Origin of the sequence: Streptomyces sp. NPDC048248, from assembly GCF_043201875.1 — a bacterium.
Classification (GTDB): Bacteria; Actinomycetota; Actinomycetes; order Streptomycetales; family Streptomycetaceae; genus Streptomyces.
On the sequence record NZ_JBICZL010000004.1, the window covers coordinates 104,639 to 130,917 of the forward strand.

Genomic DNA, 26,279 nt, shown 5'->3' on the forward strand with positions numbered 1-26,279 from the left:
GACGGGTGGCGATCGACGGCAGCAGCGTGAGCAACAGCAAGGGCACGAACTCCTCCGGCACGGGCTCCAGGCGGACCCGCAGGGTCCGGATGACCGGCGCGGAGCGCCGTGAGCAGCTGCTGGACATCGGTCGCACACTCTTCGCCGAGCGCGGCTTCGAAGGCACCTCCGTGGAGGAGATCGCGGCGAAGGCCGGTGTGTCCAAACCGGTGGTCTACGAGCACTTCGGCGGCAAGGAGGGCCTGTACGCGGTCGTCGTGGACCGCGAGATGCGCCAGCTGCTGGACATGGTGACCAGCGCGCTGACCGCCGGCCACCCCCGCGAGCTCCTCGAACAGGCCGCGTTCGCCCTGCTCGACTACATCGAGACGTTCACCGACGGCTTCCGCATCCTGGTCCGGGACTCCCCCGTCGCCCAGTCGACGGGCACCTTCGCGTCGCTGATCAGCGATATCGCCACGCAGGTCGAGGACATCCTGGGCCTGGAATTCAAGGCCCGCGGCTTCGACCCGAAACTGGCCCCGCTCTACGCCCAGGCCCTGGTCGGCATGGTCGCCCTGACCGGGCAGTGGTGGGTGGACACCCGCAAGCCGGAAAAGGCTGACGTCGCGGCTCATCTGGTGAATCTGGCCTGGCACGGTCTGGGGAATCTGGAGGCTACGCCGCGGTTGATCGGGCATCGGAAGAACTGAGGGGCGGGCGCCGGGAGGATTGCGACTATCCACTTTGCGCCCCGGCCCTGCCTTCGGGGTTGCGGCCAGAATTCCGCCTCGCCCTTGATGCCCGCGGTTCAGGACTGTCTCCCGATACCGCGGGCTCTCGGGCGCCGCCTGGGCGTCACAGGAACGCTTTGCACTGTTGGGCAGCAACAGACGGGGCGGCGAACCGCTGGTCGTTGGCCAAGTGGTCAGTCACCGCGGACCGCACGTGCTGCCCGCTTCCCCTCCCGCTGCCAGACGGCGAGCCCGGGAACGGATCATTTCCTTAACCCGACACCACTCCTGTTTCAGGGAGTTCCCGGCAGCTGCCCAAGCCGCGAAGGATCGTCATTGTATCCGTCGTCCTCGCGCCATTGCGGCGCGCCGGAGATGACGAAGCTGGAGATCCCGTCACCCAATAGATACAGGCTCTCCACGTCGACCTCAATGTCCAGTGCTTCACCGATCCGGCGAGCCTCCTCGCCCGTTCCCCGCCTTATCGTAAGCCCCTCATAAACCCGCTGAACACACAGGCGCTCAACTCCCGCGAAAAGAATATCGATACGGGTGCCGTATTCTTCGCGGGAGCTCCTCAACAAGAGTCGTCGATGACTTACAGTGTACTGCCAGACTTTGAACAGCCGATCCGATTCATAAATATTACCCACGCGATTAACCTATCCCTTGCCTGGCTTTCTCGGCACTATAGCACCCCAATCCGGCTCGGGCATTGAAGATCTAGGCATCTTCTCCCCGTTATGGTAAAAGTCTACGTTATTCCAGTCAAGATTTCCGAGCCTTGCATGCCAGGCCAGCTCATACATTTCCCACTGCGTAGCCTTGTACCCTCCCCACGGGGCGCCAGCTTTCACGGCAGACTCGAATGCCTTCGCATAATCACCCGTATCGGCGTGCTTAAATCCGTCGAGAGCGACTGCCACTTTACCGTTATTCCGCAATCTATCGGATACCTCGCTCTGCCACCAGGCAATCGGTCCGTAAGGACCGTCAGCCACGACTTGAGCATATTTTGAATCGTTGAAAGTGATGGATCCATCAATGTCTTTGGCTAGCTTCTCGCACGGGTCATGAATCCCCAGAACCAACACCCCGCACGGACTCAGCCCTAGTGGATCTGTCCACGCGAACGGGTTTGAGACATATGCGTACTGGTTGGGATCAGCAGCCAGACCGAGGGGGTCAGCGCTGAAGTAGCGACCGGTCTCCGGTTCATAGTAGCGGTAGAAGTTGTAGTTCAGGCCGGATTCTGAGTCGAAGTAGTGCCCGGGGAAGCGCAGTGGCGTGTAAGCCGCACCATCGGCGGCCCAGGTCGCGATACCGCCCAATGTAGAGCGACGTCGCCAAGCGACGTTTCCGATCTCGTCAACAAGTTCAGTTGGGGTTCCGACGAGATCGGTGATGATGGCGAAGAACCGCTGGTCTATTTCCTGCTGATCCGCATTTAAGGCGGTTTTCCTTTCGGTCTGAGCCAGCGGATGCCTGCCGTCATAATCCCAGGTGAGTGTGACGCCATAAAGCGAGTCGGCGGATTTCGTTGTCTGTTCGGCAAGATTGCTGCCGTCCCAAGTGAAGTCAACTTGCTCAAGGATCGATCCGTCAGCAGCCAGCCGCTTCTTCGCTACCCGTCGGCCGAGCGGGTCGTAGAGGTAATTCCACAACTGACCGTCTGGAGTAACTACACTGGTGAGGCGGTCCTCAGCGTCCCAGGTGTAACGCCACGTGTCGGGTTGACGAGACAGGCGTTTTTTCTGGCGGAGAGTGACGCGCCCTTGTGCGTCGTATTCGTAGCGCATGTCTCCGGCGCGCGCGATTCGAGTTCCGGTGTAGGTGCGCTCGCCCCGGGCCTCAGGGGCCGGGTGATGGTCGGGCCAGGTGGCGTGGGTCTGATTTCCGGACGTGTCGTAGGCGTAGGTCTCGGCCCAGTTGAGGGCGGATACCGCGGTGACGCGGCCAGCGGTATCGAGCGCGAAGCGGTGAAGACCGTTGAGGTGGTCGTCGATGCCAGTGAGATAACCGTCGGCACTGTAGGTGTAGGCGCGGCGTTGGATAGTTTCCGACGCTGTGGTGACGTGCTGGTCCGTAAGGCGACCGATGGCGTCGTAGCTGTGGCGGAAGGTGATGTCGCCGAGGGCGCGGGAGATTTCCCGGCCAATCATGTCGTGGGTGAAGGCCAGAGTGCGCCCGGAGGTGTCAAGTCTGGCGCGCCGCCCCATGGCGTCATAGGTCCATCGGCTGACCGCGCCGGTGGGGGTGGTGCGGCCTGTCCGGCGTCCCAGAGGGTCATAGCAGAAAGTGCTGGTGCGGCCGTTCACAGTCTCGGCAACGATCCGGCCGAACTCGTCGCGAGCATAGGCGAGCTCACATTCCGGTCCTGTGATTTCAGCCAGGCGACCGGCGGCATCGTATGAAAATCTGGTGAGCGCATCCTCGACGCGTTTGGTGATTGTGCAGCCCAAGGCGTCGTGGGTGAAGAGAATCGTATGGCCGAGTGCAGTGGTACGTGAGGTCAGCCGACCTGCCGCGTCGTGTGTGTAAGTCTGCGTGCGGTTGTCGAAGTCCGTCTCGGATATCAGGCGGCCGGCCATGTCGTACTCATACCGCCAGGTCAAGCCCTGTGGGTTGGTGACCTTCATGAGTTTGAGTTCGGTGTCGTGCACGAACTGGTGGCGTGCACCGTCCGGGTCGGTGCGCGCCCTCAACTGGTCGAAGTGGTCGTACTCGAAGGTGGTGGCCCGGCCCAGAGCATCGGTATGGGTGGTGCAGTTGCCCTCGCCGTCGTAGGTCCAGGATTCCTGAGTGCCATCCGGGTTCTGGCGGGCCGCAAGAAGCCCTTCGGGCGTCCATTGATAGCGGGTGGTGTTGCCGAGTGGATCGGTAACGGAGGTGGTGCGACCGAGGCGGTCCCTGCGGAAATGCGTGGCGGTGCCAGAAGAGTCGGTGACCGTACGTGGGAGACCCGCCTCGTCGCACTCGATGCGGGTGGTATTGCCCAGCGGGTCGGTGACGGAGGTGAGGTAGCCGCGCGCGTCATGGGTGAAGCGCGTGGTTTGGCCCGCAGGGTCGGTAACAGCGGTCCGGTTACCCTTGGCGTCGTACTCCTGACGGAAGGTGAGGCCATCTGTTCCCGTGACTTCCGCCGGGAGGCCCAGTTCGGTGTAAGTGGCCGTACTTCCTGAGCCATCCGGGCGGACGATCGAGGTGACGTGCCCATTCTCGTCATAGGCCAGGTGCGTGGTGTTGCCAAGGGGGTCGGTGATCTGGCAGGGGCGATCGTTTGCGTCGTAGGTGGTGCGCGCGGTGTTCCCGAGTGGGTCAGTGACCGCTATGACCTGTAGGCGATCGTTGATGAGGTACCGGGTGCGAGCGCCTTCTCCATTGGTGTGCGTGGTGACTTGCTGCCCGGTCGCGGGGTCGGCCTCGCTGTAAGTGAACCGGTTCGCCAGGTGCCCCTCAGCGCCGAATTGGGAAGTGCACCGATGGCGATGGTCGTAGGTGTACTCGTAGCGGGAGTCGTTGGAGTCGACCCAGGCGGTCATGCGGTGCTCAGCGTCGTACTCGAACCGTGTCACTGCTCCGGTGGAGTCAGTGACACAGGTGAGATTGCCCGCGTCATCGTGTCCGTAGGTCCTGAGCAGCTGATCCGAGCCATCGTCCGCCGCGCCTGCCAGGTGCAGGGTTGCCAGGCGGCCGTGGGTGTCGCAGGCGAGCTTGAGTTCGTAGCCGGCACTGTGGCGGATCGCATAGGGGACGCCGGTCTCGTCCGCGTAGTCGAAGGTGATCCGGTGGCCGTTGCGGTCGCAGAACTCATCGGGCAGTGCGACGCCGGGGGCGTGCAGGGCGTCACTGAAGTAGCGGGTCTGGCCAGTCTCCGGGTCATGGATGGCCCAGTCGCCCTGCTCAGTGCGCGTCAGTGGCCAGCGCGGACCGTTCTTCGGCAGGACCTGCTCGTCGGTCTGTGGGATGGCATAGCGCAGGAGCATCCCTGCGTCGGTGACGAAGACGACCTCTTCGGAGTCGATCTCCAGGCGCTGATCAACGGTGGAGGACCAGGATGGCCCAATGTGCCATCCGATGCGGGTCGATGACTCGTATCTGCGAGTGAACAAAAGAGGCAGAGCGCCAGGCAGCGCGATGTCGGTCTGGGAGAGGAACACCTTCCCCGTTGCAAGGTCAACAGGGTCTGTGCCGTCCGTACACATCCCCTCGTCCTTGCGGGTTTTGGCGTGCGGATGGTCAGCATCCGCCTCCTTGGCGGCCTCGCTCCTCGAGTGGCTTTTGCCCGGTGCCTCCGAGCCCCGTGACGTCTTCCCCCCGGAACTTGCGCCACCTCCGCCGGGCGCCTTGGGGCCGTTTTTGCCGTCCTTGCCGATGCCTTTGAAGTGGTCGGCCAGGCCCTTGTCGTTGTCGTGGTGGTTCTTGGCCATCTGTTTGACGCCGCGGGTCATGTTGTCGTCGAGGTGTTTGGCGGTCTTCTTGACCGCGTCTTCGATGCCTTCGATGACCTTGTCGAGCATCGTGTTCGCCGCGTCGGCGATGGCGTCCTTGCCGCGGGTGCGGCCGTGGTGGCTCTTGGCCCGGCCGATTTTGCTGCCGGCCTTGTTGCGGAACGTGCCGCCCGCGCTCTGCAAGCCGGTGACGGCCTTGTCGTGCTCCTCCTTGTCGAAGCTGAAGCCGCCACCGCCACCGCCACCGCCACCGGCACTGCTGCTGCCGCCCCCGCCGCTGCTGCTCGAGCCGCCACCGCCACCACGGCGGCCTCCTGCGCTGAGCAGCTCCATCGGATTCTCGGCGGCTGACTTCGCGGAATCCTTGGCGTCCTGCACGCCCTGGCCGAAGCCTTCCTTACCGGCCTTGGCAGTCTGCCCCAGGTCCACGCCGTCCTGCACACCCAGGGCATTGGCGCCGAGCTGGACGACCAGATCGCCGACCATCGCACCGAGCGCCTCCTCGACGGGAGTGAGCGCCATGCTGATGACCTGTTCGGCGACCGCCTGGCAGACCTCCTTGAAGAGACGCTTGACGATCACCCGGGTCGCCTGCGTCGCCGCCAGCGCACCGACCTCGGACAGGCCGAGGGTGAACGGGGCCGCAGCCTGCGCAGCGATCACTTCTGCCGCGAGGATGCCCAGTTGGACGAGAGCGCCGATCTTGGCGCCCTCGATCAGGACCGCGACCCCGTCCATGGCGGTGGCCGCCATCCGCCCGCAGTCGGCAAGCCCCTGGAGGTGCTTGCCGTTGATCTTGCCCCAGTGCGCGTTCAGCGCCTCGATCGCCAGCGAACCGCCCGCCGAACCCACCAGGCCCTGGACGGCGGTGTGCGCCTCGTTCCTGCCTTCGTCGATGTCGTCGGCGAACTCCCGCATGGCCGTTGCCATCTCGCGGTAGTCGTCCTCATCCACATTCGGCCACGACACACCAATGATGTCGAGAACCTCATCCGCCCACCCAGGCAGCACAACACCCACGACTGACCACCCCCCCGTACAACATCTGCCAGATGATCAAATGCTTCCATCTGGACGACCGGGTTCTCAAGCGCACTCTGCGCCACCCTGTCCGGCCGGTATTCCCACAACAGGCCCCGGGGCGCCGGGGGCGAAATCAGCATTTGTCGCAGGCCGAATTGTCGTCCCAGTGACGGCGGCGGCCCGCAGCCGTCAGGTGGACGCAACTGCCTCGGACCACGCGGGCACGGAGCTTGGGGATCTCCGTCCAGCCGAGAACGCCGACGTAACAGGCACGCAGCGCGTCATCGGCGTCGGGAGGTATGGCGAGGTGGTTGTGTCGAGCCGGTGGCCATGGCGATTCGCCTTCGAGGCCGGCTCGAGGGGAGAGGGTCGGGGAACAGCGAGGTGTGGCACCTGCCGGACATGGTGACGGGGGCGGTCTCCCGTCGAACTCCTCGAACCCGGCGCTTCGCCCTTCGACTGCGTCGCGGTTTCACGGAAGGTTTCCGCATCACGTCCGGGAGGCGTGCAATTTCACTCCGGCTATGCGCGCGACCACTCCAGACAATTTGCCCTGGCCATGACAGAGCACTGCCGCCCTTGCCCCTCCCACCCCTGCCCAATATGTCTGACCTGGCCGCATTCTCTCCGCTCCCTCTGACCCCCTGAAAGCCGGCGCCGGCCCACATGCCAGCGGACACGGAGCGTCGCACCGCCTGTGACCTGCACCGCCCGCGGGCGGCAGGTGCCGGAGGTCGCGGACCACCGGCATGCCGAGGCCTTCCCGGTCCAGGGCTCGGGGGGACGGCCTTGATCGAGCCAGTGATCGCGCCCACAGGGTCGCTCCGGGGTCAGCTCAGGGGTTTGCGGGCCACGGCGAAGATGCGGCGGAAGGGGAAGACCGTGCCGTGACTGCCGGTGGGGTACGCCTTGCGCAGCAGGTCGCGGAATTCGGCGAGGAAGGCGTCGCTTGCTTCGGGATCGTCCTCCAGGGCCGTGAGAACGGGGCGCAGGGCGGTGCCCTTGACCCAGTCCAGGACGGGGTCGTCGCCCTGGAGCAGCTGGACGTAGGTGGTCTCCCAGGCGTCCGTGTCGCAGCCGAGGTCGGTGAGGCGCTGGAGGTAGTCGGCGGGCTGCAGGATGTGGACGAAGCGGCGGCCGTGGGTGTCGAGGCGGTCGCGCCATCGGGGTGCGTCGCACAGCTCGCCGAGCAGGGCGTGGCTGGGTGCGGTGAAGTTGCCGGGGACCTGGAAAGCGAGAGTGCCGCCGGGGTTGAGGGCCTTTATCCAGTGCGCGAAGGACTCGGAGTGGTCGGGCACCCACTGGAGCGCGGCGTTGGAGACGATCAGGTCGTACGGCTCGTCGGGCACCCAGTCGCCCGCGTCGGCGGGGGCGAAGTCGAGATGGCCGCCGCCCGCGGTGGGGCCGGCGTGGGTCTCGGCCTCCTTGAGCATCTCGGGGGAGCTGTCGTAGCCGGTGATGTGCGCGTCGGGCCAGCGTGCGGCGAGCAGGGCGGTGACGTTTCCGGGACCGCAGCCGAGGTCGGCGATGCGTGCGGGGCGTTCGTGCCGGGGCAGGTCGGGTATCCGGGCGAGGAGGTCGAGGAAGGGGCGGGTGCGGAGCTCGGAGTGGCGGAGGTACTGCTGCGGGTCCCAGGTTGGCGCGACGTGCATGTTCAAAACCCCTTTGCGGGAATGCAGGCTGGCACAGGTTGTTTCAGGCCGCCTCGGGCAGAACCCGGGCTCGCGCCGACGATGCCCAATAGTCCGGGAAAATATATCTCGACGTCAAGAGACTCCACATCGACAGACCCTTTACACTGATCGTCATGGAGGACGAGGTCGACCGACTGGTCGCAGCATGGCGCCGCGAGCGCCCGGACCTCGACGTGGAACCACTTGAGGTCCTCAGCCGTGTTTCCCGGCTGGCCAGACACCTCGACCGGGCCCGCCGCATCGCCTTCTCCGAGGTCGGCCTGGAGCCGTGGGAGTTCGACGTACTCACCGCGCTGCGCCGGGCCGGGGCGCCCTATCAGCTCTCCCCCGGCGCGCTGCTGACGCAGACTCTGGTCACGTCCGGCACGATGACCAACCGCATCGACCGGCTCGCGAAGAAGGATCTCGTCGAGCGGCTGCCCGACCCCAGCGACCGGCGCGGAGTGCTGGTCAGGCTCACTGCCGAGGGCCGCGACAGGGCCGACCGTTCTTTGGCCGGACTGCTGGCCCAGGAGCGGGCCATTCTGGCCGAACTCTCCCGTCAGCAGCGCAGCGAACTGGCCGGTCTGCTACGCCGGTTGACCGGCCCGTTCGACAACATCCCGGGCTGACGGCCGCCGGGCGCACGGCTTCCGCCCGCCCGAGGTCCTCTTGCCCGCCGCCTGCCGGTGGGCTTGGATTCGCGCCATGAGCCAGCACGCACCGCACCCGGCGCCCGATGGCCCCTACGGCAAGCGGTTCCAGGGCCGTACGGTCCTGGTCACCGGCGCGGCGGGCGGCATCGGGGCGGCCACGGCCGACCGGCTGGCGGCGGAGGGCGCGGGCGTACTCCTGCTGGACATCGACGACGGACGCGGGGAGCACACCGCGCGGCGCATCCGGGCGGCCGGCGGCCTGGCCTCCTACCAGCACTGCGACGTGGTGCGCGAGGACGACTGGCGGAAGGCTGTGGAGGCGGCGCGGCAGCGCTACGGCCCCGTCGGCGGACTCGTGAGCAACGCCTTCCTGCCCTACGTCGCGGCCGCCGACCGCACCCCGCTCGCGGACTGGGAACGGCAGCTCGCGGTGAACCTCACCGGCTCCTTCCTCGGCGTCCGCGCCGCGCTGGAGGACCTGCGCGCCCAGCGCGGCGGCGTGGTGCTGATCTCCTCCGTGCATGCGCTGATGGGGCTGCCGGGCCGCCCGGCCTACGCCGCGTCCAAGGCCGGACTGACCGGCCTCGGAAGGCAGTTGGCCGTCGAGTACGGGCCCGAGGTACGGGTCAACAGCGTGCTGCCCGGCCCGGTCCTGACCGCCGCGTGGGACGACATCGGTGACGACGAACGCCAGGCCACCGCCGAGGAGACCGCGGCCCGGCGGTTGGGGCGGCCCGAGGAGGTCGCCGCCGCCATCGCCTTCCTGCTCTCCCCCGAGGCGTCGTTCGTCACCGGCGCGAGCCTCGTCGTGGACGGCGGCTGGAGCGTGTACAAGAACTCCTCTTGAACTTCGACCCAGGGGGTCCGATGGGCATCCGATTCGGCGGCGACTACAACCCCGAGCAGTGGCCGGAGGAGGTGTGGGCCGAGGACCTGAAACTGATGAAGGCGGCCCACGTCACCATGGTCACCGCGGGGATCTTCTCCTGGGCCAAGGTCGAACCCCGGCCCGGCGCCTACGACTTCGGCTGGTTCGACCGCGTCATGGACGGACTGGCCGGCGCCGGCATCGAGGTCTGTCTGGCGACGATGACCGCCTCACCGCCGCCCTGGCTCTCCCGCAAGCATCCCGAGATCCTGCCCGAGGGTCCCGACGGGCAGCGCCGCTGGCCCGGCGGCCGGCAGCACTACTGCCCCTCCAGCCCCATCTACCGCGAGCACTCCGTCCGCCTCGTCGAGCACCTCGCAGACCGCTACGCGGGCCATCCGGCGCTCGCCCTGTGGCATGTGGGCAACGAGTACGGCTGCCACACCCGGCAATGCTTCTGCGACGTCTCCGCGGCTGATTTCCGGCGCTGGCTGCGCGAGCGCTACGAGACCGTCGACGCCCTCAACGACGCCTGGTCGACGGCCTTCTGGTCGCAGGCGTACAGCGACTTCGCGGAGGTGCTGCCGCCGCGTGCGGCGCCGACCTTCCCCAACCCCGCGCAGCAGCTGGACTACCTGCGGTTCGGCGACGACGCGCTGCGGGCCTGCTACCTCGCCGAGAAGGCGGTGCTGGACCGCCGCACCCCCGGGGTGCCGGTGACGACCAACCTGATGCCGCAGCACAAGCCCGTCGACGCGTTCGCCTGGTCCCCGCACATGGACGTGATGGCGCTGGACTTCTACCAGGACCCGCACGAGCCCGACGACCACGTCCGGGCGGGCTACGCCTTCGACCTGATGCGTTCGGCGCGCTCCGGACAGCCCTGGCTGCTGCTGGAACAGGCCCCTGGCGCGGTCAACTGGCGTCCCCGCAACGGCCCCAAGCCGCCGGGCGCGATGCGGCTGTGGAGCTGGCAGGCCGTCGCCCAGGGCGCGGACGCGGTGCTCTACTTCCAGTGGCGGCAGTCCCTGGGCGGCGCGGAGAAGTTCCACTCGGCGATGCTGCCGCACGGCGGCACCCGCACCCGCGTCCACCGCGAAGTCAGCGCCCTGGGCGCGGAGTTCAAGGCCCTGCCGGGCATCGCCGGGACGCGGTCGCGCGCCGATGTGGCCCTGCTCGCGGACTGGCACAGCTGGTGGGCCCTGGAGCTGGACTCCAAACCGTCCACCGCGCTCGACCACTCCCGCATCGCGCTGGCGCACTACCGGCCCCTCTTCGAGGCCGGCGTGGCCTGCGACGTACTGCCGCCGGACCGGGAGCTTTCCGGATACCGCCTGGTGGTCGTGCCCAACCTCTACCTGCTCACCGCGCGCGACGCGACCCGGCTGGCCGGCTACGTACGCGGCGGCGGCCGACTGGTGGTGTCGTTCTTCTCCGGCATCGTCGACGAGCACGACCGGGTGCACCCCGGCGGGTACCCGGCGCCGCTGCGTGAGCTGCTGGGACTGCGCGTGGAGGAGTTCTGGCCGCTGGAGGCCGGCAGGACGGTGGCGGTCGAGGGCGGGGCCTGCGCCGGGCGGGCAGACCTGTGGTCGGAGGCCATCGACCTCGAAGGTGCCGAGGCGCTCGCGCGCTTCACCGAAGGAGACCTCGCCGGACGGCCGGCGGTGACGCGCCACACGTACGGCCGCGGCACGGTCTGGTATCTCGGCACCCGGCTCGAACCGGGCCCGCTGCGCGCCCTGCTGGACGACGTACGGGCGCACGCCGGGGTGACTGCCGTGCTGCCGGACCTGCCGGAGGGCGTCCAGGCCACCGTCCGGGAGGCCGACGGCGGGCCGCACGGCCGGTCCCGGAGGTACACCTTCCTGCTCAACCACCGGACCGAGGCCGTCGACGTCGCGCTGCCCCGGCCGTTGTCGGACGCCCTCGCCGCGGCCGCCGGCGTGGGCAGCGCCGCGCCCACGGACCGGATCACCCTGCCCGCCCGGGGCGTCGCCGTCCTGACCGCCCCGGAGCCGGAACCGGAATCGAACGCCGCCGAAGGCCCGGCCTCCGGCGGATAGCCGCGGGCGGGCCGGTCAGGGCACCGGGACCGTGGCCGCCGCGGCCGTCACCGTCTCGATCTCGACCGGCCCGACACCGGCCCGCCGGGCGAGCGCCACCGCCGCGAGGGTGGAGTGCACACCGAGCTTGCCGAGGACGTTCTGCATATGGGTACGCACCGTGTGCGGGGAGAGGAACAGCCGCTCGGCGACCGCCTTCCGGCCCAGGCCCGCCACCATGCAGCGCAACACCTCGCGCTCGCGCGGCGTCAGCGACTCCACCAGCCGCTCGCTGTCCGACCGGTGCTTTCGGGCGGCCGTCAGCTCCCGCAGCACGCCCGTGAGCAGCGCGGGCGGCAGATGCGTCTCGTCGCGCAGCACACCGCGGATGACGGCCAGCAGCCGGGAGAGCGAGCAGTCCTTGGCGACCCACCCCGACGCGCCGGCCTGCAGGGCGACGGCCGCGCGGCGCGGGTCGTCGCGCTCGGCGAGGACGACGGTGCGCAGATACGGATGGCTGGTGCGCAGGCCGGAGACCAGCGCGATGCCGGCCGGCGGGGCGCCGCGCGCCGCGCCGTCGCGGGCGGACGGCTGCGGCGGCACGACCGCCAACGGCGCGCCGACGGCTGCCAGGTCGGCGTCCACGAGCAGCACATCGAAGCGGCGGCCTTCGGCTGCCGCCCGCTCAAGACTGCGCAGGGCGGCCGGAGCACTGCCCGCCGCCGCCACGTCGACGTCCTGTTCCGCCGCGAGCGCGGCCGCCAGGGATTCGGCGAAGATGCGGTGGTCGTCGACCACCAGAACCCGGATGCGTTGCACGGAGACCCCCTGTCTCGGTGAACGGACCTTAGCGGGCACGACGCCGGTATTGAAGATCGCCTCGGCCGCACGGCTCGCGCCGTGCCGCATGACTACCCCGCCCCGGTGTTCGCACCCTCCCCCCTCGCCCGCTCGACGAGGAGGAGTCCAGCTCGCCCGCTTGTCGTAGCCGGCCCCCACCGGCGCTGGACTCAGGGTACGGACGAGGTGGGGCAACGGAAGGGTATTGGCGAAACTGCTCCCCCCGAGCCCGGGTGCGGCGCCCGGCACGGCCGCGGCCGCACCCCGGGCGCGTACTACGCCAGGCGGCACGCCCCCGCGCCCGGCACCGCGGTGAAGATCCGCGGCGCGGTGTGGCCGGCCGTCGCGAAGGCCGTGGTGACCGCGTCGGTGACTCGCTGCGCGTCCGCCTCCTCGACCAGCACGATCGCCGAGCCGCCGAAGCCGCCGCCGGTCATCCGCGCCCCCAACGCCCCCGCCGTGACTGCCGTGTCGACGGCGAGGTCCAGCTCGGCACAGGAGATCTTGAAGTCGTCGCGGAGTGAACGGTGACCTTCCGTCAGCAGCGCGCCGATGGCGCGGGTGTCGCCCGCGTCCAGCCGCGCGACGACCTCTTCGACGCGGTGGTTCTCGGTGACGATGTGCCGTACGAGGTCCTGGACGACCGGTTCGCCGGCGAGTTTCGGCAGCGCCTCGGGCAGAAGCGCGTGCGGCACATCGCGCAGGGCACGCACTCCGAGCGCCCGCGCGCCACGCTCGCAGCCGGCGCGCCGCTCCGCGTACGCGCCGTCCCCCAGCTCGTGCTTGACCCGGGTGTCGACGACCAGGAGCCGCAGCCCCTCGCCCGCCAGGTCGAACGGGACCTGGCGCAGGGAGAGGTCGCGGGCGTCGAGAAAGAGGGCGTGGCCCGGCGTGCAGCAGGCCGCTGCGGTCTGGTCCATGATCCCGCAGGGCACTCCGACGAACGCGTTCTCGGCCCGCTGGGCGAGCTGCGCCAGCCGCAGCGGTTCGAGGCCGAGCGCGTACAGGTCGTTGAGGGCGAGCGCGGTGACGACCTCAAGGGCGGCGGAGGAGGACAGTCCGGCTCCGGTGGGCACCGTGCTGTCGAAGTGCAGGTCCGCCCCGCCCACCGGCAGGCCGGCCTCCCGCATCGCCCAGGCGATGCCCGCCGGGTAGGCGGCCCACCCCCCGTCCGAAGCGGGCCGCAGGTCGTCGACGCGCAGTTCGACGATGCCGCCCTCGGCGCCGCCCGAGTGCAGGCGCAGCACTCCGTCGGGGCGGGCCGAGGCGGCGGCGATGGTGGTGTGCGGCAGAGCCAGGGGCATCACGAAGCCGTCGTTGTAGTCGGTGTGTTCACCGATCAGGTTGACCCGGCCGGGCGCCGCCCAGACGCCCTCGGGCGCGGCGCCGTACACCGCGCGGAACGCCGCGGCGGTGCGGGGTGCGCCGTGCGGGCGCTCGGTGGCCGGGGCGGCGGCTTCGTGAACGGTCATCAGGACTCCCTTGTCCGGTCGAGATACTGCGCGAACTCCCAGGCGTCGGCGACGATGCCGGCGAGGTCGGCACGGCTGGGCGACCAGCCGAGCCGGTCGATGGCGGTCCGGGCCGAGGCCACCAGAACGGCGGGGTCGCCGCCGCGGCGGGGGGCGACGATCTCGGGGATCGGGTGCCCGGTGACCTTGCGCACCGTCTCGATGACCTCGCGCACGGAGAAGCCGTTGCCGTTGCCGAGGTTGCAGATCAGGTGCTCACCCGCGGTGGCCCCGTCCAGGGCGAGGAGGTGGGCCTCGGCGAGGTCGGCGACGTGAATGTAGTCGCGTACGCAGGTGCCGTCGGGGGTGGGGTAGTCGTCGCCGAAGACGGAGATCGCCTCGCGCTTGCCCTGGGCGACCTGGAGGACGAGCGGGATGAGGTGCGACTCGGGGTCGTGGCGCTCGCCGCAGGTGCCGTAGGCGCCCGCCACGTTGAAGTAGCGCAGCGAGACGGCGGCCAGGCCGTGGGCGGCGGCCTCGCCGGTGATCATGTGGTCGACGGCGAGCTTGCTGGCGCCGTAGGGGCTGGTCGGCGCGGTGGCGGCGGCCTCGGTGATCGGGGTGACGGTGGGCTCGCCGTAGGTCGCGGCGGTGGAGGAGAAGACCAGGGTCCGCACGCCGGCGTCGCGCATGGCCGCCAGCAGGTCCATGGTCCCGCCGACGTTGTTGCGCCAGTACTTCTCGGGGTCCGTGACGGACTCGCCGACCTGGGAGAACGCGGCGAAGTGCAGCACCGCGTCGTACGAGGGGTCGAGCACGCGGGCTGCGTCCTGGATGCGGCCCTCGATGAAGCGGGCGCCGTCGGGGACGCCTTCGCGGTGGCCGGTGGACAGGTCGTCCAGCACGGTCACCTCGTGGCCGGCCTCCAAAAGATGTGCCGCAACGACACTGCCGACATATCCCGCACCGCCTGTGACCAGGTACTTCTTGCTCACTCGCTCGCTACCTCTCGCAGTCGCTCGGCCGCGGCCTCCGGCGGCACATCGTTGATGAACACATTCATGCCGGATTCGGAACCCGCGAGAAACTTCAGCTTGCCGGAAGTGCGGCGAATGGTGAAAAGCTCGAGGTGGAGCGCGAACTCGGTGCGGTCCGCGGCCCGCACCGGCGCCTGGTGCCAGGCGGCGATGTAGGGCGTACGGACTGCGCCGGTCCGGCCCTGCGGGCTGTCGCCCTCCCCTGCCTTCCCCCTCTCGCTTGCGCCGAAAATCCGGTCGAACCGCCGCAAGACTTCCAGATAGATCTGTGGAAACTCTGTGCGCGCGGCCTGTTCGAGGGCAAGCAGGTCAGGAACCCTACGTTTGGGGTAGAGGTGCACCTCGTAAGGCCAGTGGGCGGCATAGGGGACGAACGCCGTCCAGTGCTCCCCCTCCAGCACGACACGGCGGCCGTCGGCGGTCTCGTCGGCGAGGACGTCGTCGAAGAGGTTCCGGCCGCCGGTGGCCTCGCGGTGCGCGGCGAGCGAGGCGAGCATGCGCTCGGTGCGCGGGGTGACGAACGGGTAGCCGTAGATCTGGCCGTGCGGGTGCCCGAGGGTCACGCCGATCTCGGCGCCGCGGTTCTCGAAGCAGAAGACCTGCTCCACGTCCGGGAGTTGGGACAGCTCCGCGGTGCGGTCGGTCCACGCCTCCAGCACCAGGGCGGCCTGCTCCTCGGTGAGGTCGGCGAACGACGCGTCGTGGTCGGAGGTGAAGCAGACCACCTCGCAGCGGCCGCTGTCGCCGGCGAGGGAGGGGAAGCGGTTCTCGAAGACGGCCACGTCGTAGTCGGGCGCGGGGATCTCGGAGAGCCGGCCGTCGCGGGAGGGGCACAGCGGGCATTCGTCGGCCGGCGGGTGGTAGGTGCGGCCCTGGCGGTGCGAGGCGATGGCGACGGAGTCGCCGAGCAGCCGGTCGTGGCGGATCTCGGAGGCGGTGGACACCGGGTCGAGGGGGCGGCTGTCGCACTCGTCGCGGACCGCGTCGTCGCGGGAGTCGTAGTAGATGAGCTCCCTGCCGTCCGCGAGCCGGGTCGACGTCTTCTTCAACGGGAGCTCCTCCACGCTCTGACCAAACACAAACAAACACAATGAAGCACAAGCCAACAGTGGCGTCAATGTCGAGGGAGCTGCGGCGGGGCTCGGGGGGAGCGCCCAGAAAGAGCTCGAACCCCATACAGGGGCAGGATCGGGCAAACCGACGTAGTGGATCACTATCAAACAAACTGAACCAACAAAAGTGTTCAGTTTCGGAGGACCCACGCGTAGCTTTTTGTTCGTTCAGATCGAGCACACCGCTGTGTCCTGGGGGCGACCCCAGATTCTCGAAGAGAGTGCCCCATGATCACCTTGGCCGAAGGGCTCCGGCTGCCCACCAACGGGCTCGACTACACCATCCTGGCCATCTACTTCGTCGTCGTCCTCGGCATCGGGTTCGCGGCCAAACGAAGCGTGAAGACGAGCCTGGACTTCTTCCTCTCCGGCAGGTCACTGCCCGCCTGGGTCACCGGTCTCGCGTTCGTCGCCGCGAACCTCGGCGCGACCGAGATCCTCGGTATGGCCGCCAACGGAGCGCAGTACGGGGCCTATACGGTCCACTGGTACTGGATCGGCGCCATCCCGGCGATGGTCTTCCTCGGCCTGGTGATGATGCCGTTCTACTACGGCTCCAAGGTCCGCTCCGTACCGGAGTTCCTGCTGCACCGGTTCGGCCCGTCCTCGCACCTGCTGTCGTCGGTCATCTTCGCCGTCTCCTCGGTGCTGATCGCGGGCGTGAACCTCTACGCCATGGCGATCGTGCTGCAGGCCCTGCTGGGCTGGCCGCAGTGGGTGGCGATCGTCATCGCCGGCTTCTTCGTCCTGGCGTACATCACCATCGGCGGCCTCTCCTCGGCGATCTACAACGAGGTGCTGCAGTTCTTCGTCATCCTCGCCGCGCTGATCCCGCTGACCATCGTCGGCCTCAAGCGCGTCGGCGGCTGGGACGGCCTGACGGACTCGCTCTCCTCCTCCCACGGCGGCGCGTTCCTCACCGCCTGGGAGGGCACCGGCATCGGTGAGGGCAACCCGCTCGGCGCGAACTGGCTGACCATCGTGCTGGGCCTGGGCTTCGTGATGAGCTTCGGCTACTGGACGACGAACTTCGCCGAGGTCCAGCGCGCACTGTCGGCGAAGAACCTCTCCGCCGCCAAGCGCACCCCGCTGATCGCCGCCTTCCCCAAGATCTTCATCCCCCTGGTCGTGGTCGTCCCCGGCCTGATCGCGCTGGTCATGGAGCCGACCCTGGGCAAGTCCAAGGACGGGCTCCAGTACAACGACGCCATTCCGGTGCTCATGCGCGACCTGCTGCCCAACGGCGTGCTGGGCATAGCCGTGACCGGTCTGCTCGCCGCCTTCATGGCGGGCATGGCCGCGAACGTGTCGTCCTTCAACACCGTCTTCACCAACGACATCTGGGCCGCGTACCTCAAGAAGGGCCGCGAGGACGGGTACTACCTGAAGACCGGCCGGGTGGTCACCGCCGTCGGCGTGCTGATCGGCATGGGCACGGCCTTCATCGCCTCGTCCTTCAGCAACATCATGAACTACCTCCAGACGCTGTTCTCCTTCTTCAACGTGCCGCTGTTCGTCGTCTTCATCATCGGCATGTTCTGGAAGCGGACCACCGCGGCGGCCGGCTTCTGGGGACTGCTGTCGGGCACCGTCGCCGCGATGGTGAACTACTTCTGGCTCTACAAGCAGGGCATCATCGCGATCCCCTCCGAGCAGGGCGCCAACTTCGTCTCCTCGATCGTCGCGTTCGTCGTCGGCGCCGTGGTGATGCTGATCGTCACCCTGGTCACCAAGCCCAAGCCGGCCGCTTCCCTCGCCGGCCTGGTCTACGGCTCCAGGTCACCCGGCATGGAAGAGCCGCCTGCCGAGGGCGACGACGCGTGGTACCGCAAGCCGGCCCTGCTGGGCTGGGGCGCGGTCGTCCTGGCTGCCGTCTGCTACATCCCCTTCTCCTTCTGAGCCTGCCGAGGAACGCACCATGAGCGACTACCAGCACGAAGTCGAGGAACTGGAACGCGAGTCCGCGAGTGCCGCGCGACTCTTCGACGTACGGCGCATCATCGGCGGCCTGTTCGTCGTCTACGGCGTGATCGTCACCATCGCCGGCATCACGGCCTCCGACGCGGACCTCAAGAAGGCCCAGGACATCAACATCAACCTGTGGACGGGCCTGGGCATGCTCGCCCTCGGGCTCTTCTTCCTGATCTGGATGAAGCTGCGGCCGGCCGTACCGCCGACGGTCGCGGAACTCCAGGAGGAGACGGGGGACGGCCCCGCGGCCTGACCCCGCCGTCCGCTACGGCGGCGGGGCGCCACCCTCCGGTTCCTCCGGTTCGTCCGTCCCCGCCGCCGCGGCCACCGCCCCGACGGCCGCGGCCCGCTCCAGCAGCCCCGTCCGCGCAGCCAGCGCGGCGGCCTCCAGCCGCGAGCCCACCTCAAGCTTCATCAGCACCCGCTGCACGTGGGTGCGCGCGGTACTCGGCGCGATCGCCATACCCGCCGCGATCAGCCGGGTGTCCTCGCCGTCCGCGACCCGCATCAGCACCTCGACCTCGCGCGGGGTGAGCAGTTGCAGCAGCCGCGCGCCCTCGTCGTCCGGCTTGGCGACGGGGTGCAGCAGCTCCTCGAAAGCCTGCTGCAGCAGCTGCGGCGAGATGGCCGCCTCCCCCGCACGCGCCTTCATCATGGCGCGCTCCACGCCTTCGATCCGCTCGTCGTTGCGCACATACCCAGACGCCCCGGCCGCGAAGGCGGCAGCGATACCGCGCGGACTGGGCACCGGCCCCAGCACCACCACCGCGACCTGCGGCCGTTCCTTCTTGATCCGCACGATCGGGTCGAAGGCACCCGGCTCGGCGGGCGCGGCCGTCCCCAGCAGGCACACCTCTGGCGCCCGGCTCACCACCAGATCCGCGGCGCCCGCGCTCGGCGCGGCAGCAGCCAGCACGCGGTGCCCGCGCAGCTTCAGGGCCGAGGCGAGCGCCTCGGCCAGCAGCCGATGGTCATCGACCACCATGAGCCGCACGCCCATCGAACAACCCCCTCCATCCCCGGCGGACCCGCCCCCGGCCCCCGCCGGGCCCCTTGTCCCCGGGAAGCTACACGCTCGCCCGGCCGAGCGCGCCCCCTACCGGAGAGAAGCCCCCGGAATGCGGGACTCCCGGCCAATCGGGGCCGGTTGGCACCCCAGCGAGCAGGCCCGCGACGGGCAGCCAGGCACCACTTGGCGACACAGAAGCGGGGCGGTCGGGACGGCTTCCGGCGTTGCCTGGCGAACGCGGTAGGGGCGTAAGGCCGCTTGGGCTCACGGGCATCGAGGCCATCGGATACCGAAGAAGAATCATTGAGCATAAAAAGAACCCGCGACCGGTTTCCGTCGCCGAGGGTGCTCAGCGGCGCTGTCAGTGCCATATGTCAAAGTAGGTTCAGTAGTTGGGGTGAAGTATCGGGGGAGGGTCGTCATGTCATTGGCCGATGAAGTATTGGCAGTTCACGCGGGAGAGCCGGACCCGGCCGCGTTGGTGGGGGAGTTCCGGCGTACGCATGTCCTGCTGCCGACCGTCAACGACACGCTCATGTCAGCCGAGTTGGGCGGCATTCGCTGGCTGTATGCGTTCACCGACGAAGCGGCGATGTCCCGCTTCGCTCTCTCGCGGGGCGACGCGCCGGGCACGGAGTGGCAGTACCTGACCGCATCCGGGGCGCGCGTCCTTGACGTGCTGGTTCCGGCCATCGAGGGGCCGATGGGTGTGGCGCTGGACGCGGGTAGCGAGCACGGGATGCTCTTCCCGCCGGTGGCCGGAATCGTGCCGGACTCCGTGGCCGTGGACATATCTGACGCACCGCAGGGGGGAAACGCCTAAATGGGTCTGATCGGCGGTTCGGGGTATCACCTCGAACCTGAGGCGTTCGAGCAGCTCACCAAGGGCATCAAGGCCGCTACGGCCGAGCTGAAAGAGTTGGGCTTCGATATGGAAGCGCAACTGGGCCGAGGCTTCGACAAATTGTCCCTGGACAGCGTGGAATGCGGTGATGACGATCTCGCTGCCGTTCTGGATTCGTTCTGCGAGCGCTGGGGCTGGGGCGTTCGCGGTCTGATGCAGAATGCCAACGAATTCTCGCAGAAGCTGGGTATCACCGCCGGTTTCTATTACGAGCAGGAGCAGTACGCCTCCGACGCGCTCAAGCAGACCGCGAACGCCGCGTGGGGCGACCCGACCCTGACCGCCGAGCAGCTGCACAAGCGGTCCTGGGGGGATGTGGCCAACCCCCTGTCGCAGTTCAAGGACGCGGACTGGGACCCGAATTCGCAGAAGTCGCGGGAGGGTTACGGACGGGTGGTCGAGGCGGAGCAGCAGTTCGGTCACGACGTCACCTCGATCCCTGACCGTCTCATGAACGGCGGGGAGGACCCGTCGGAGACCACGGCCAAGCTGGAGCCGAACACGCCGCCGCAGGCGCACAAGGGGGAGCAGAAGTGAGCTGGCTGGGGGATGCGGCAAACGCGATCGGGGACGGCGCGAGCAAGTTCACGAACGCCGTGGAGCGCGGCGCCGGCGAGGTCGTCGAACACGGCTCCGACATCGCCGGGGACATGCTGGAGACGGTCGGCGCGGACGACGCCGCCCATGCCGTCCGCTCCGGCGGCGCGAAGGTGGCGGGCGCGCTGGGCGCCCATGTCGATGAGCGCCAGCTCGGCGAGAGCGAAGACCCCAAGGAACTCATCCACGGTGACGCCGAGAAGATCAACGAGTCCGCGTCGCACCTGAAGGACTTCTCCGCCGCTTTCGACCGGGTCGCGAACGGCATGCGCAAACTCGGCTCCGGCCAACACTGGACCGGTAAGGCGGCCGACGCCTTCCGCGAGAAGTTCGACATGCACCCCAAGCAGTGGATGCACGCCGCCGACGCCTGCGACGACGCCCACAAGGCCCTGAAGGCTTATGCGGAGACGGTCACCTGGGCTCAGCACAAAGCCTCGGACGCCATCGACAAATACCGACACGCGCAGGAAGCCACCCGGCGCGCGGTGGATGCGTACAAGGCGAAGGTCGACACGTACAACGCCAAGGTCGACGCCTATAACGCGGCGATCTCACGCAACGCCGACCCCGGAGACGAGCCGCAAAAGCCCGTCGCCCATACCGACCCGGGCGCCGAGGGCCGCGAAACGGCCCAGGACATGCTCAAGGAAGCCCGCAGCCAGCGAAACGAAGCCGCCGCACGCGCCCGTAACGCCATCAAGGGTGCCCTGGCGCACGCGCCGGAGAAGCCGGCGTTCACCTCCCTGGCAGGCGCAGCGATATCGGACTTCGGCACCGCGTTGCCCGCCGCGAACATGCACCTCATGGGCGGCGCCCTGAAGGCCGCGGCGGACACCGTCAAGCTGGGGCGCACGGTCAATCCGCTCGACCCCTACAACCTCACCCACCCCTGGCAGTTCGCCTCCAACGTCTCCACCACCCTTCTCGGCCTGGCCCAGGCCCCGCTCCACCCCATCGACACCGCCAAGAGCGTGGTCGGATCAGGGTGGGGAAGCGACCCGCTCGACTCGTTCAGCGCCGCCGTCGTCAACGTGGCGGGCGGCAAGGGCGCGGGAGGGCTGGCCAAGGGGGCGGCCAAGGCGGGCGCGAGGGACGCTGCCGAAGGCGCGGCCCGGCAGGCCGCCAAGGAGGGCGGCAAGCGGACCATCATGGACCGGGCCCGCACCCGGTGGTGCAAGACCTTCGGCAACGACCCCATCGACATGGCCACCGGCCGGATGATCCTGCCGCAGACCGACATCACCCTCCCCGGCAGCCTCCCGCTCTCCTTCACCCGCACCTTCGAGTCGTCCCACCGCACCGGCCGCTGGTTCGGCCCCACGTGGATGAGCACCGTCGACCAGCGCCTGGAAATCGATTCCGAGGGCGTCATCCTCATCGGCGAGGAGGGCAACTTCCTCCTCTACCCCCACCCGGCTGTAGGCGTGCCCACCGTGCCCGTCGAGGGCGAGGGCCGCCCGCTCGAACGCACCCCGGACGGCGACTACGTCCTCACGGACCCGGCCTCCGGCATGCGCTGGTACTTCACCACCTGCACCGAGGGCCTCGCCGTCCTCGACGAGATATCCGACCGCCGCGGCAACCACCACACCTTCGACTACACCGAAGACGGCACCCCCACCGCCATCACCCACAGCGCGGGCTACCGCCTCCTGCTCACCACCGACGAGGGCCGCATCACCGCCGTCCACCTCGCCGGCGCAGCCCCCGACGGCAGCGACCAGCTCCTGATGACGTACGGCTACGACGAGGCCGGCAACCTCATCACCACCACCAACTCCTCCGGCCTCCCGCTCCGCTTCACCTACGACGACGTCGGCCGCATCACGTCCTGGACGGACACCAACAACAGCAGCTACACCTACGTCTACGACGACCAGGACCGCTGCACCTCACAAGGCGGCATCGAAGGCCACCTCCGCGCCCACTTCACCTGGGGCGAACCAGACCCCGTCACGGGCCTACGCACCAACTTGTTCCACAACTCCCAGGGCGGCGTTACCCGCTACGAGGTCAACGAGCGCCACCAGATCGTCGCGGAGACCGACCCCACAGGCGCCACCACCCGCACGATCCGGGACGCCAAGCACCGCATCCTGTCGACCACCGACCCCCTGGGACGCACCACTCACTTCACGTACGACGACGAGGGCCGCCCGGTGAGCGTCACCCTCCCCGACGGCTCCACCGCCAACACCAGCTACAACGACCTCGGCCTGCCCCTGAGCACCACCGGTCCGGACGGCACCACCTGGACCCACACCTACGACGCCGCCGGCAACCGGACCGCCACCACCGACCCCACGGGCGCTGCCACCACCTACACCCACGACGCTCGCGGCCACGTCTCCTCGGTCACCGACGCTCTCGGCAACACCAGTCACCTCTACTGCAACAAGGCCGGTCTACCGCTCACCGTCACCGACCCGCTGGACGCCATCACTCACTACCGCCGCGACGCCTTCGGCCGCACCACCTCCGTCACCGACCCCCTGGGCGAGACCACCCACATGGTGTGGACCGTCGAAGGCAAGCTGGCAGCCCGCATCGACCCCACCGGCGCCACCGAGGAATGGACCTACGACGGCGAGGGCAACCGCACCTCCCACACCGACGCCATCGGCCAGACCACCCACTTCGAATACACCCACTTCGACCTGCTGACGGCCCGCACCGACCCGGACGGCGTCCGCCACACCTTCACCCACGACACCGAACTACGCCTCACCCAGGTCACCAACCCGCAGGGCCTGACCTGGAACTACGCGTACGACGCCGCCGGCCGCCTCACATCCGAGACGGACTTCGACGACCGTGTGCTGACCTACACGCACGATGCGGCGGGACACCTGGTCGCCCGCACTAATGCGCTCGGGCAGATCACCTCTTATACCCGCGACCCGCTGGGTCGGATCGTGGGGAAAAATGTCGATGACCAGGTCACCACCTACCGATACTGCCTGGCAGGCCGCCTCCTTCAAGCAACAAGCCCTAACGCAACTTTGACCTACCAGCGCGATCGACTAGGCCGTGTCGTCACCGAGACTGTGAATGGGCTTGTGATGTCGCATGCATATGACGCCCTCGGGCGTCGCACGCACCGCACCACGCCCACTGGCGCAACTAGTACCTGGATTTATGACGCCGCCGGTAATCGCACTTCCCTGACCACGTCTGGCCACACCCTCAATTTCGAACACGATGCAGCAGGACGCGAAATCGTCCGCCAGTGTGGCGAAGCATTCACCCTGGCCAACACCTGGAATGCCACTGGACGTTTGTCAGGTCAGTCTCTGACTGGCGCTGATTTCAGCACCATCCAACGCCGTCAGTACACCTACCGCCCAGACGGTTACCTTGTCGGCATCGACGACCACCTTAATGGCCCGCGCACTTTCGACGTTGACGCTGCAGGACGTGTAACTGCAGTTCGCGCCCAGGGCTGGTCTGAGGGTTATGTCTACGACCAGGCAGGTAACCAGGCCGAAGCCAACTGGCCCGGTAGCCACCCCAGCTCGGAGGCGCGCGGCACACGTAGCTACGCCGGTACCCGGATCACCGGCGCTGGCCAGGTCCGCTACAAACACGACATCCAAGGCCGCGTCATCTTCCGTCAGAAGACTCGCTTGTCCCGCAAACCCGAAATCTGGCGTTACACCTGGGATGCTGAAGATCGTCTTACCACGGTCACCACTCCAGACGGGAAAGTATGGCGCTACTTGTACGATCCACTAGGCCGTCGCATGGCCAAACAGTGTGTAGCGGCTGATGGATCGATTCTTGAGCAGGTCATCTTCACTTGGGACGGAACTAATCTCGCGGAACAATCCAGTAGCTGCGCGGCGCTCCCGCGCGTCACCCTCACCTGGGATCACGACGGAATTCGCCCGATTAGCCAGACCGAGCGTAAACCTCGGGCCGACTCGTGCCAGGAAGAAATAAGCCAGCGCTTCTTCGCCATCATCACTGACCTCGTAGGCGCACCCACCGAACTCGTCGACGAGACAGGTGCCATCGCATGGCGCACCCGAAAAACCCTCTGGGGGACCACTGCATGGGTCCGTTCAAGCACTGCCTACACCCCCCTCCGCTTCCCAGGACAATACTTCGATAACGAAACTGGACTCCACTACAACTATCATCGCTATTATGACCCCGAAAGCGCGCGATACCTCTCTGTTGACCCTCTAGGCCTCACCCCTTCACCCAACGCCACCACCTACGTTCACAACCCACACACTTGGAGCGATCCCCTCGGGCTAAGCCCATGTGAACCCTCCAAGGGGAACCCCAACGGAAATCTGTCGGACCCCCTCCCCAGGGGGATGAACAACAAGATCGCTTCGACCTACGACCGCGTGAAGGAAGGCGAAATCCCCTCGCACGACATCTATCAAGGACGTGAGCATCCGTGGTGGGCAGGTTCCAAGGAGTACCGTGTGCCCGGCAGGCCGGAATCTGACAGAATACTGGAAAAGGAGTTGCCTAACGGCGTCAAAGTATACGGTTGGACATCTACGCATTATCAGAAGATTCAACGATTCGGCGCACCCCATTTCCCTGACTCGGGGTGGAAACAGTAGCCTTTCGACCAATAATTCGACGGCGCTTAATATCGCCGCACCAGTTTCGTCTGCGAGTGGAATATGTCGGGTGAATTTCCCGTGCTGGTCGAGGTTGATTTTCCATTGTACGCGGTATCCGATGAAGGTACCGGCAATGTACTTGTCGCAGCTGAAGAAGTGGAGGGGTTTTTTGTCGATCCGGAAGAGGAGCCGACAGAAGTAGCCTTCCTCAGGGCTCATGAACTCAACAAAGGTAGGCGGAGGACTGAAGACGCAGTACTGGAAATCATGAATCGTCGCCAGGAGAAGATTGGCGAGTATTTCATCGGCCGTGTTGTCCTCGGCGATACGGGACAAGAGTCGCCAGACGGCAAAATTTCGCGCGTCCCGTACCAGTACTTCGGAAATCGATGCGAGTATCCTGGAGCTGAAAAAATTTGGCAACGCTGGGCAACGGGTGCCACCCTGCACAAGGGTGAATGGCTTCAGTGGCCGGTCAGCTATCAGAGCGCCTGGCTGCACGTTGTGCAGAATTCCTGGTTTGCCTCGAATCACGGGAGCGCCCAGGTTGGAGTAGATTGCGTCGCACATTTGGACGGTACGAATATCTCTACGAGGTCGGGGTTCTTCTGTGCACTGGGCGAGGCGGTTAATGGCCCTGGTGGGTACTTTGGATCGAATCTTGACGCCCTGGCAGACTGCATCGCTTCACGCTTCACCAAGGGTTCTACGGTGAAAATTGTTTGGAAAGATTTTGATACATCTCGAGAGCTACTGAGTGACGCCTTCCTGGACTCAGTCATGGGAGTCATACGCGAATCTCGCGTGGATATTACTGTTTGCTGACTTCGAATTGAATCTCCCATGCGACAGCTGATTCCCGCTCCAGCCGTCGTCCCCTCCCGCGGTGATCGTCTCGACGACCTTGCGCGGCACTCGAAGGCCCCGCTCGAAGAATTTGCCGGGCCTCTGCGAGGTGCAGCGCACACTTCTGCGCCAGGCTCGTACACGGGTTCCTTGTGCTCAGCCCCGAGCTCGATCCCGAGGATGCTCGCACGGTGACCGCTGCACGCTGACAAGCTGGTCCTATCCGAGCCGGGCCGATGTCACCCACCCACGAGATCCACGCCTTGGCGCACGACCTCGCCCCCATGGTGGGCAGCATCCCGCCCAAGCCCAGGTGCAGCCGGACCAGGTATAGCAGCCCTGCCAGGTCACCGGCCGGGCCGGACACCAGGACGCGTAATGTCCACCGGCTGCCCGCGCCGCTCCTGAGACAGGGCGCCGGCCGGTGACCCCACGGGCAGGGCTTCGGTCTTCGGCACACCGCTGCTCGATCTCGGCGGCCTTGCATGTTGCGG

18 protein-coding genes are annotated in these 26,279 nt (G+C 67.5%); 10 read left to right on the plus strand and 8 right to left on the minus strand.

Going from position 1 to position 26,279, the window contains the following annotated elements; translation table 11 throughout:
- Positions 1-5 precede the first annotated feature (5 nt).
- Positions 6-692, plus strand: coding sequence for a TetR family transcriptional regulator (locus ACGFZW_RS09350; RefSeq protein WP_393892459.1), 687 nt, complete (start codon positions 6-8; stop codon positions 690-692).
- Between the two features lie 314 nt (positions 693-1,006).
- Here the strand turns inward: ACGFZW_RS09350 and ACGFZW_RS09355 are convergent, their stop codons facing one another.
- The 3 genes from ACGFZW_RS09355 to ACGFZW_RS09365 form a co-directional block, all read right to left on the minus strand.
- A complete protein-coding gene (locus tag ACGFZW_RS09355) occupies positions 1,007-1,366 on the minus strand; it encodes a hypothetical protein (RefSeq protein ID WP_393892460.1) in 360 nt (119 codons plus the stop codon).
- A gap of 9 nt (positions 1,367-1,375) precedes the next feature.
- On the minus strand, positions 1,376-6,184 hold the full coding sequence (locus tag ACGFZW_RS09360) for an RHS repeat-associated core domain-containing protein (protein WP_393892461.1): 4,809 nt from the start codon (positions 6,182-6,184) through the stop codon (positions 1,376-1,378).
- Between the two features lie 833 nt (positions 6,185-7,017).
- Positions 7,018-7,839: a trans-aconitate 2-methyltransferase gene (locus ACGFZW_RS09365; RefSeq protein ID WP_393892462.1), complete on the minus strand. Its 822-nt coding sequence runs from the start codon at positions 7,837-7,839 to the stop codon at positions 7,018-7,020.
- A 155-nt stretch (positions 7,840-7,994) separates the two neighbouring features.
- Here ACGFZW_RS09365 and ACGFZW_RS09370 point away from each other — a divergent pair, with 155 nt between their 5' ends.
- The 3 genes from ACGFZW_RS09370 to ACGFZW_RS09380 all read left to right on the plus strand — a co-directional run bounded on the left by ACGFZW_RS09370 (position 7,995) and on the right by ACGFZW_RS09380 (position 11,450).
- Entirely contained in the window at positions 7,995-8,492 is a 498-nt protein-coding gene (locus ACGFZW_RS09370; RefSeq protein ID WP_393892463.1) for a MarR family winged helix-turn-helix transcriptional regulator, read from the plus strand.
- A gap of 76 nt (positions 8,493-8,568) precedes the next feature.
- Positions 8,569-9,363 (plus strand): SDR family NAD(P)-dependent oxidoreductase, encoded by a 795-nt coding sequence (locus tag ACGFZW_RS09375; protein ID WP_393892464.1) that lies wholly within the window; start codon positions 8,569-8,571, stop codon positions 9,361-9,363.
- A 20-nt stretch (positions 9,364-9,383) separates the two neighbouring features.
- Positions 9,384-11,450, plus strand: coding sequence for a beta-galactosidase (locus tag ACGFZW_RS09380; RefSeq protein WP_393892465.1), 2,067 nt, complete (start codon positions 9,384-9,386; stop codon positions 11,448-11,450).
- A gap of 15 nt (positions 11,451-11,465) precedes the next feature.
- Here ACGFZW_RS09380 and ACGFZW_RS09385 read toward each other — a convergent pair whose 3' ends face one another.
- The 4 genes from ACGFZW_RS09385 to galT all read right to left on the minus strand — a co-directional run bounded on the left by ACGFZW_RS09385 (position 11,466) and on the right by galT (position 15,806).
- Positions 11,466-12,248 carry a LuxR C-terminal-related transcriptional regulator gene (locus ACGFZW_RS09385; protein WP_393892466.1) on the minus strand — a complete coding sequence of 261 codons (783 nt, stop codon included), beginning with the start codon at positions 12,246-12,248 and terminating at the stop codon, positions 11,466-11,468.
- Positions 12,249-12,544: 296 nt separating this feature from the next.
- Entirely contained in the window at positions 12,545-13,741 is a 1,197-nt protein-coding gene (gene galK, locus ACGFZW_RS09390; RefSeq protein ID WP_393892467.1) for a galactokinase, read from the minus strand.
- Entirely contained in the window at positions 13,741-14,715 is a 975-nt protein-coding gene (gene galE / locus ACGFZW_RS09395) for a UDP-glucose 4-epimerase GalE (protein ID WP_393892468.1), read from the minus strand. Before galE ends, galK begins: the two co-directional genes overlap by 1 nt.
- Entirely contained in the window at positions 14,712-15,806 is a 1,095-nt protein-coding gene (gene galT, locus ACGFZW_RS09400; protein WP_393892469.1) for a galactose-1-phosphate uridylyltransferase, read from the minus strand. The genes galE and galT overlap by 4 nt, the downstream gene beginning before the upstream one ends.
- Positions 15,807-16,097: 291 nt before the next feature.
- On the opposite strand from galT, the gene ACGFZW_RS09405 reads away from it, so the two are divergent.
- Both ACGFZW_RS09405 and ACGFZW_RS09410 read left to right on the plus strand, forming a co-directional pair.
- Positions 16,098-17,768, plus strand: coding sequence for a sodium:solute symporter family protein (locus ACGFZW_RS09405; RefSeq protein ID WP_393892470.1), 1,671 nt, complete (start codon positions 16,098-16,100; stop codon positions 17,766-17,768).
- Positions 17,769-17,787: 19 nt separating this feature from the next.
- Positions 17,788-18,093 carry a hypothetical protein gene (locus ACGFZW_RS09410; protein ID WP_393892471.1) on the plus strand — a complete coding sequence of 102 codons (306 nt, stop codon included), beginning with the start codon at positions 17,788-17,790 and terminating at the stop codon, positions 18,091-18,093.
- A 12-nt stretch (positions 18,094-18,105) separates the two neighbouring features.
- Here the strand turns inward: ACGFZW_RS09410 and ACGFZW_RS09415 are convergent, their stop codons facing one another.
- Positions 18,106-18,840, minus strand: coding sequence for a response regulator transcription factor (locus ACGFZW_RS09415; protein ID WP_393892472.1), 735 nt, complete (start codon positions 18,838-18,840; stop codon positions 18,106-18,108).
- Positions 18,841-19,270: 430 nt separating this feature from the next.
- Between ACGFZW_RS09415 and ACGFZW_RS09420 the strand changes: the two genes are divergently transcribed.
- From ACGFZW_RS09420 to ACGFZW_RS09435, 4 genes are all read left to right on the plus strand, one after another.
- On the plus strand, positions 19,271-19,672 hold the full coding sequence (locus ACGFZW_RS09420) for an SseB family protein (protein WP_393892473.1): 402 nt from the start codon (positions 19,271-19,273) through the stop codon (positions 19,670-19,672).
- Complete coding sequence (locus ACGFZW_RS09425) at positions 19,673-20,290, plus strand: hypothetical protein (RefSeq protein WP_393892474.1); 618 nt, start codon at positions 19,673-19,675, stop codon at positions 20,288-20,290.
- Complete coding sequence (locus tag ACGFZW_RS09430) at positions 20,287-24,936, plus strand: putative T7SS-secreted protein (protein ID WP_393892475.1); 4,650 nt, start codon at positions 20,287-20,289, stop codon at positions 24,934-24,936. Before ACGFZW_RS09425 ends, ACGFZW_RS09430 begins: the two co-directional genes overlap by 4 nt.
- Before the next feature lie 81 nt (positions 24,937-25,017).
- On the plus strand, positions 25,018-25,764 hold the full coding sequence (locus tag ACGFZW_RS09435; RefSeq protein WP_393892476.1) for a barstar family protein: 747 nt from the start codon (positions 25,018-25,020) through the stop codon (positions 25,762-25,764).
- Positions 25,765-26,279 lie beyond the last annotated feature (515 nt).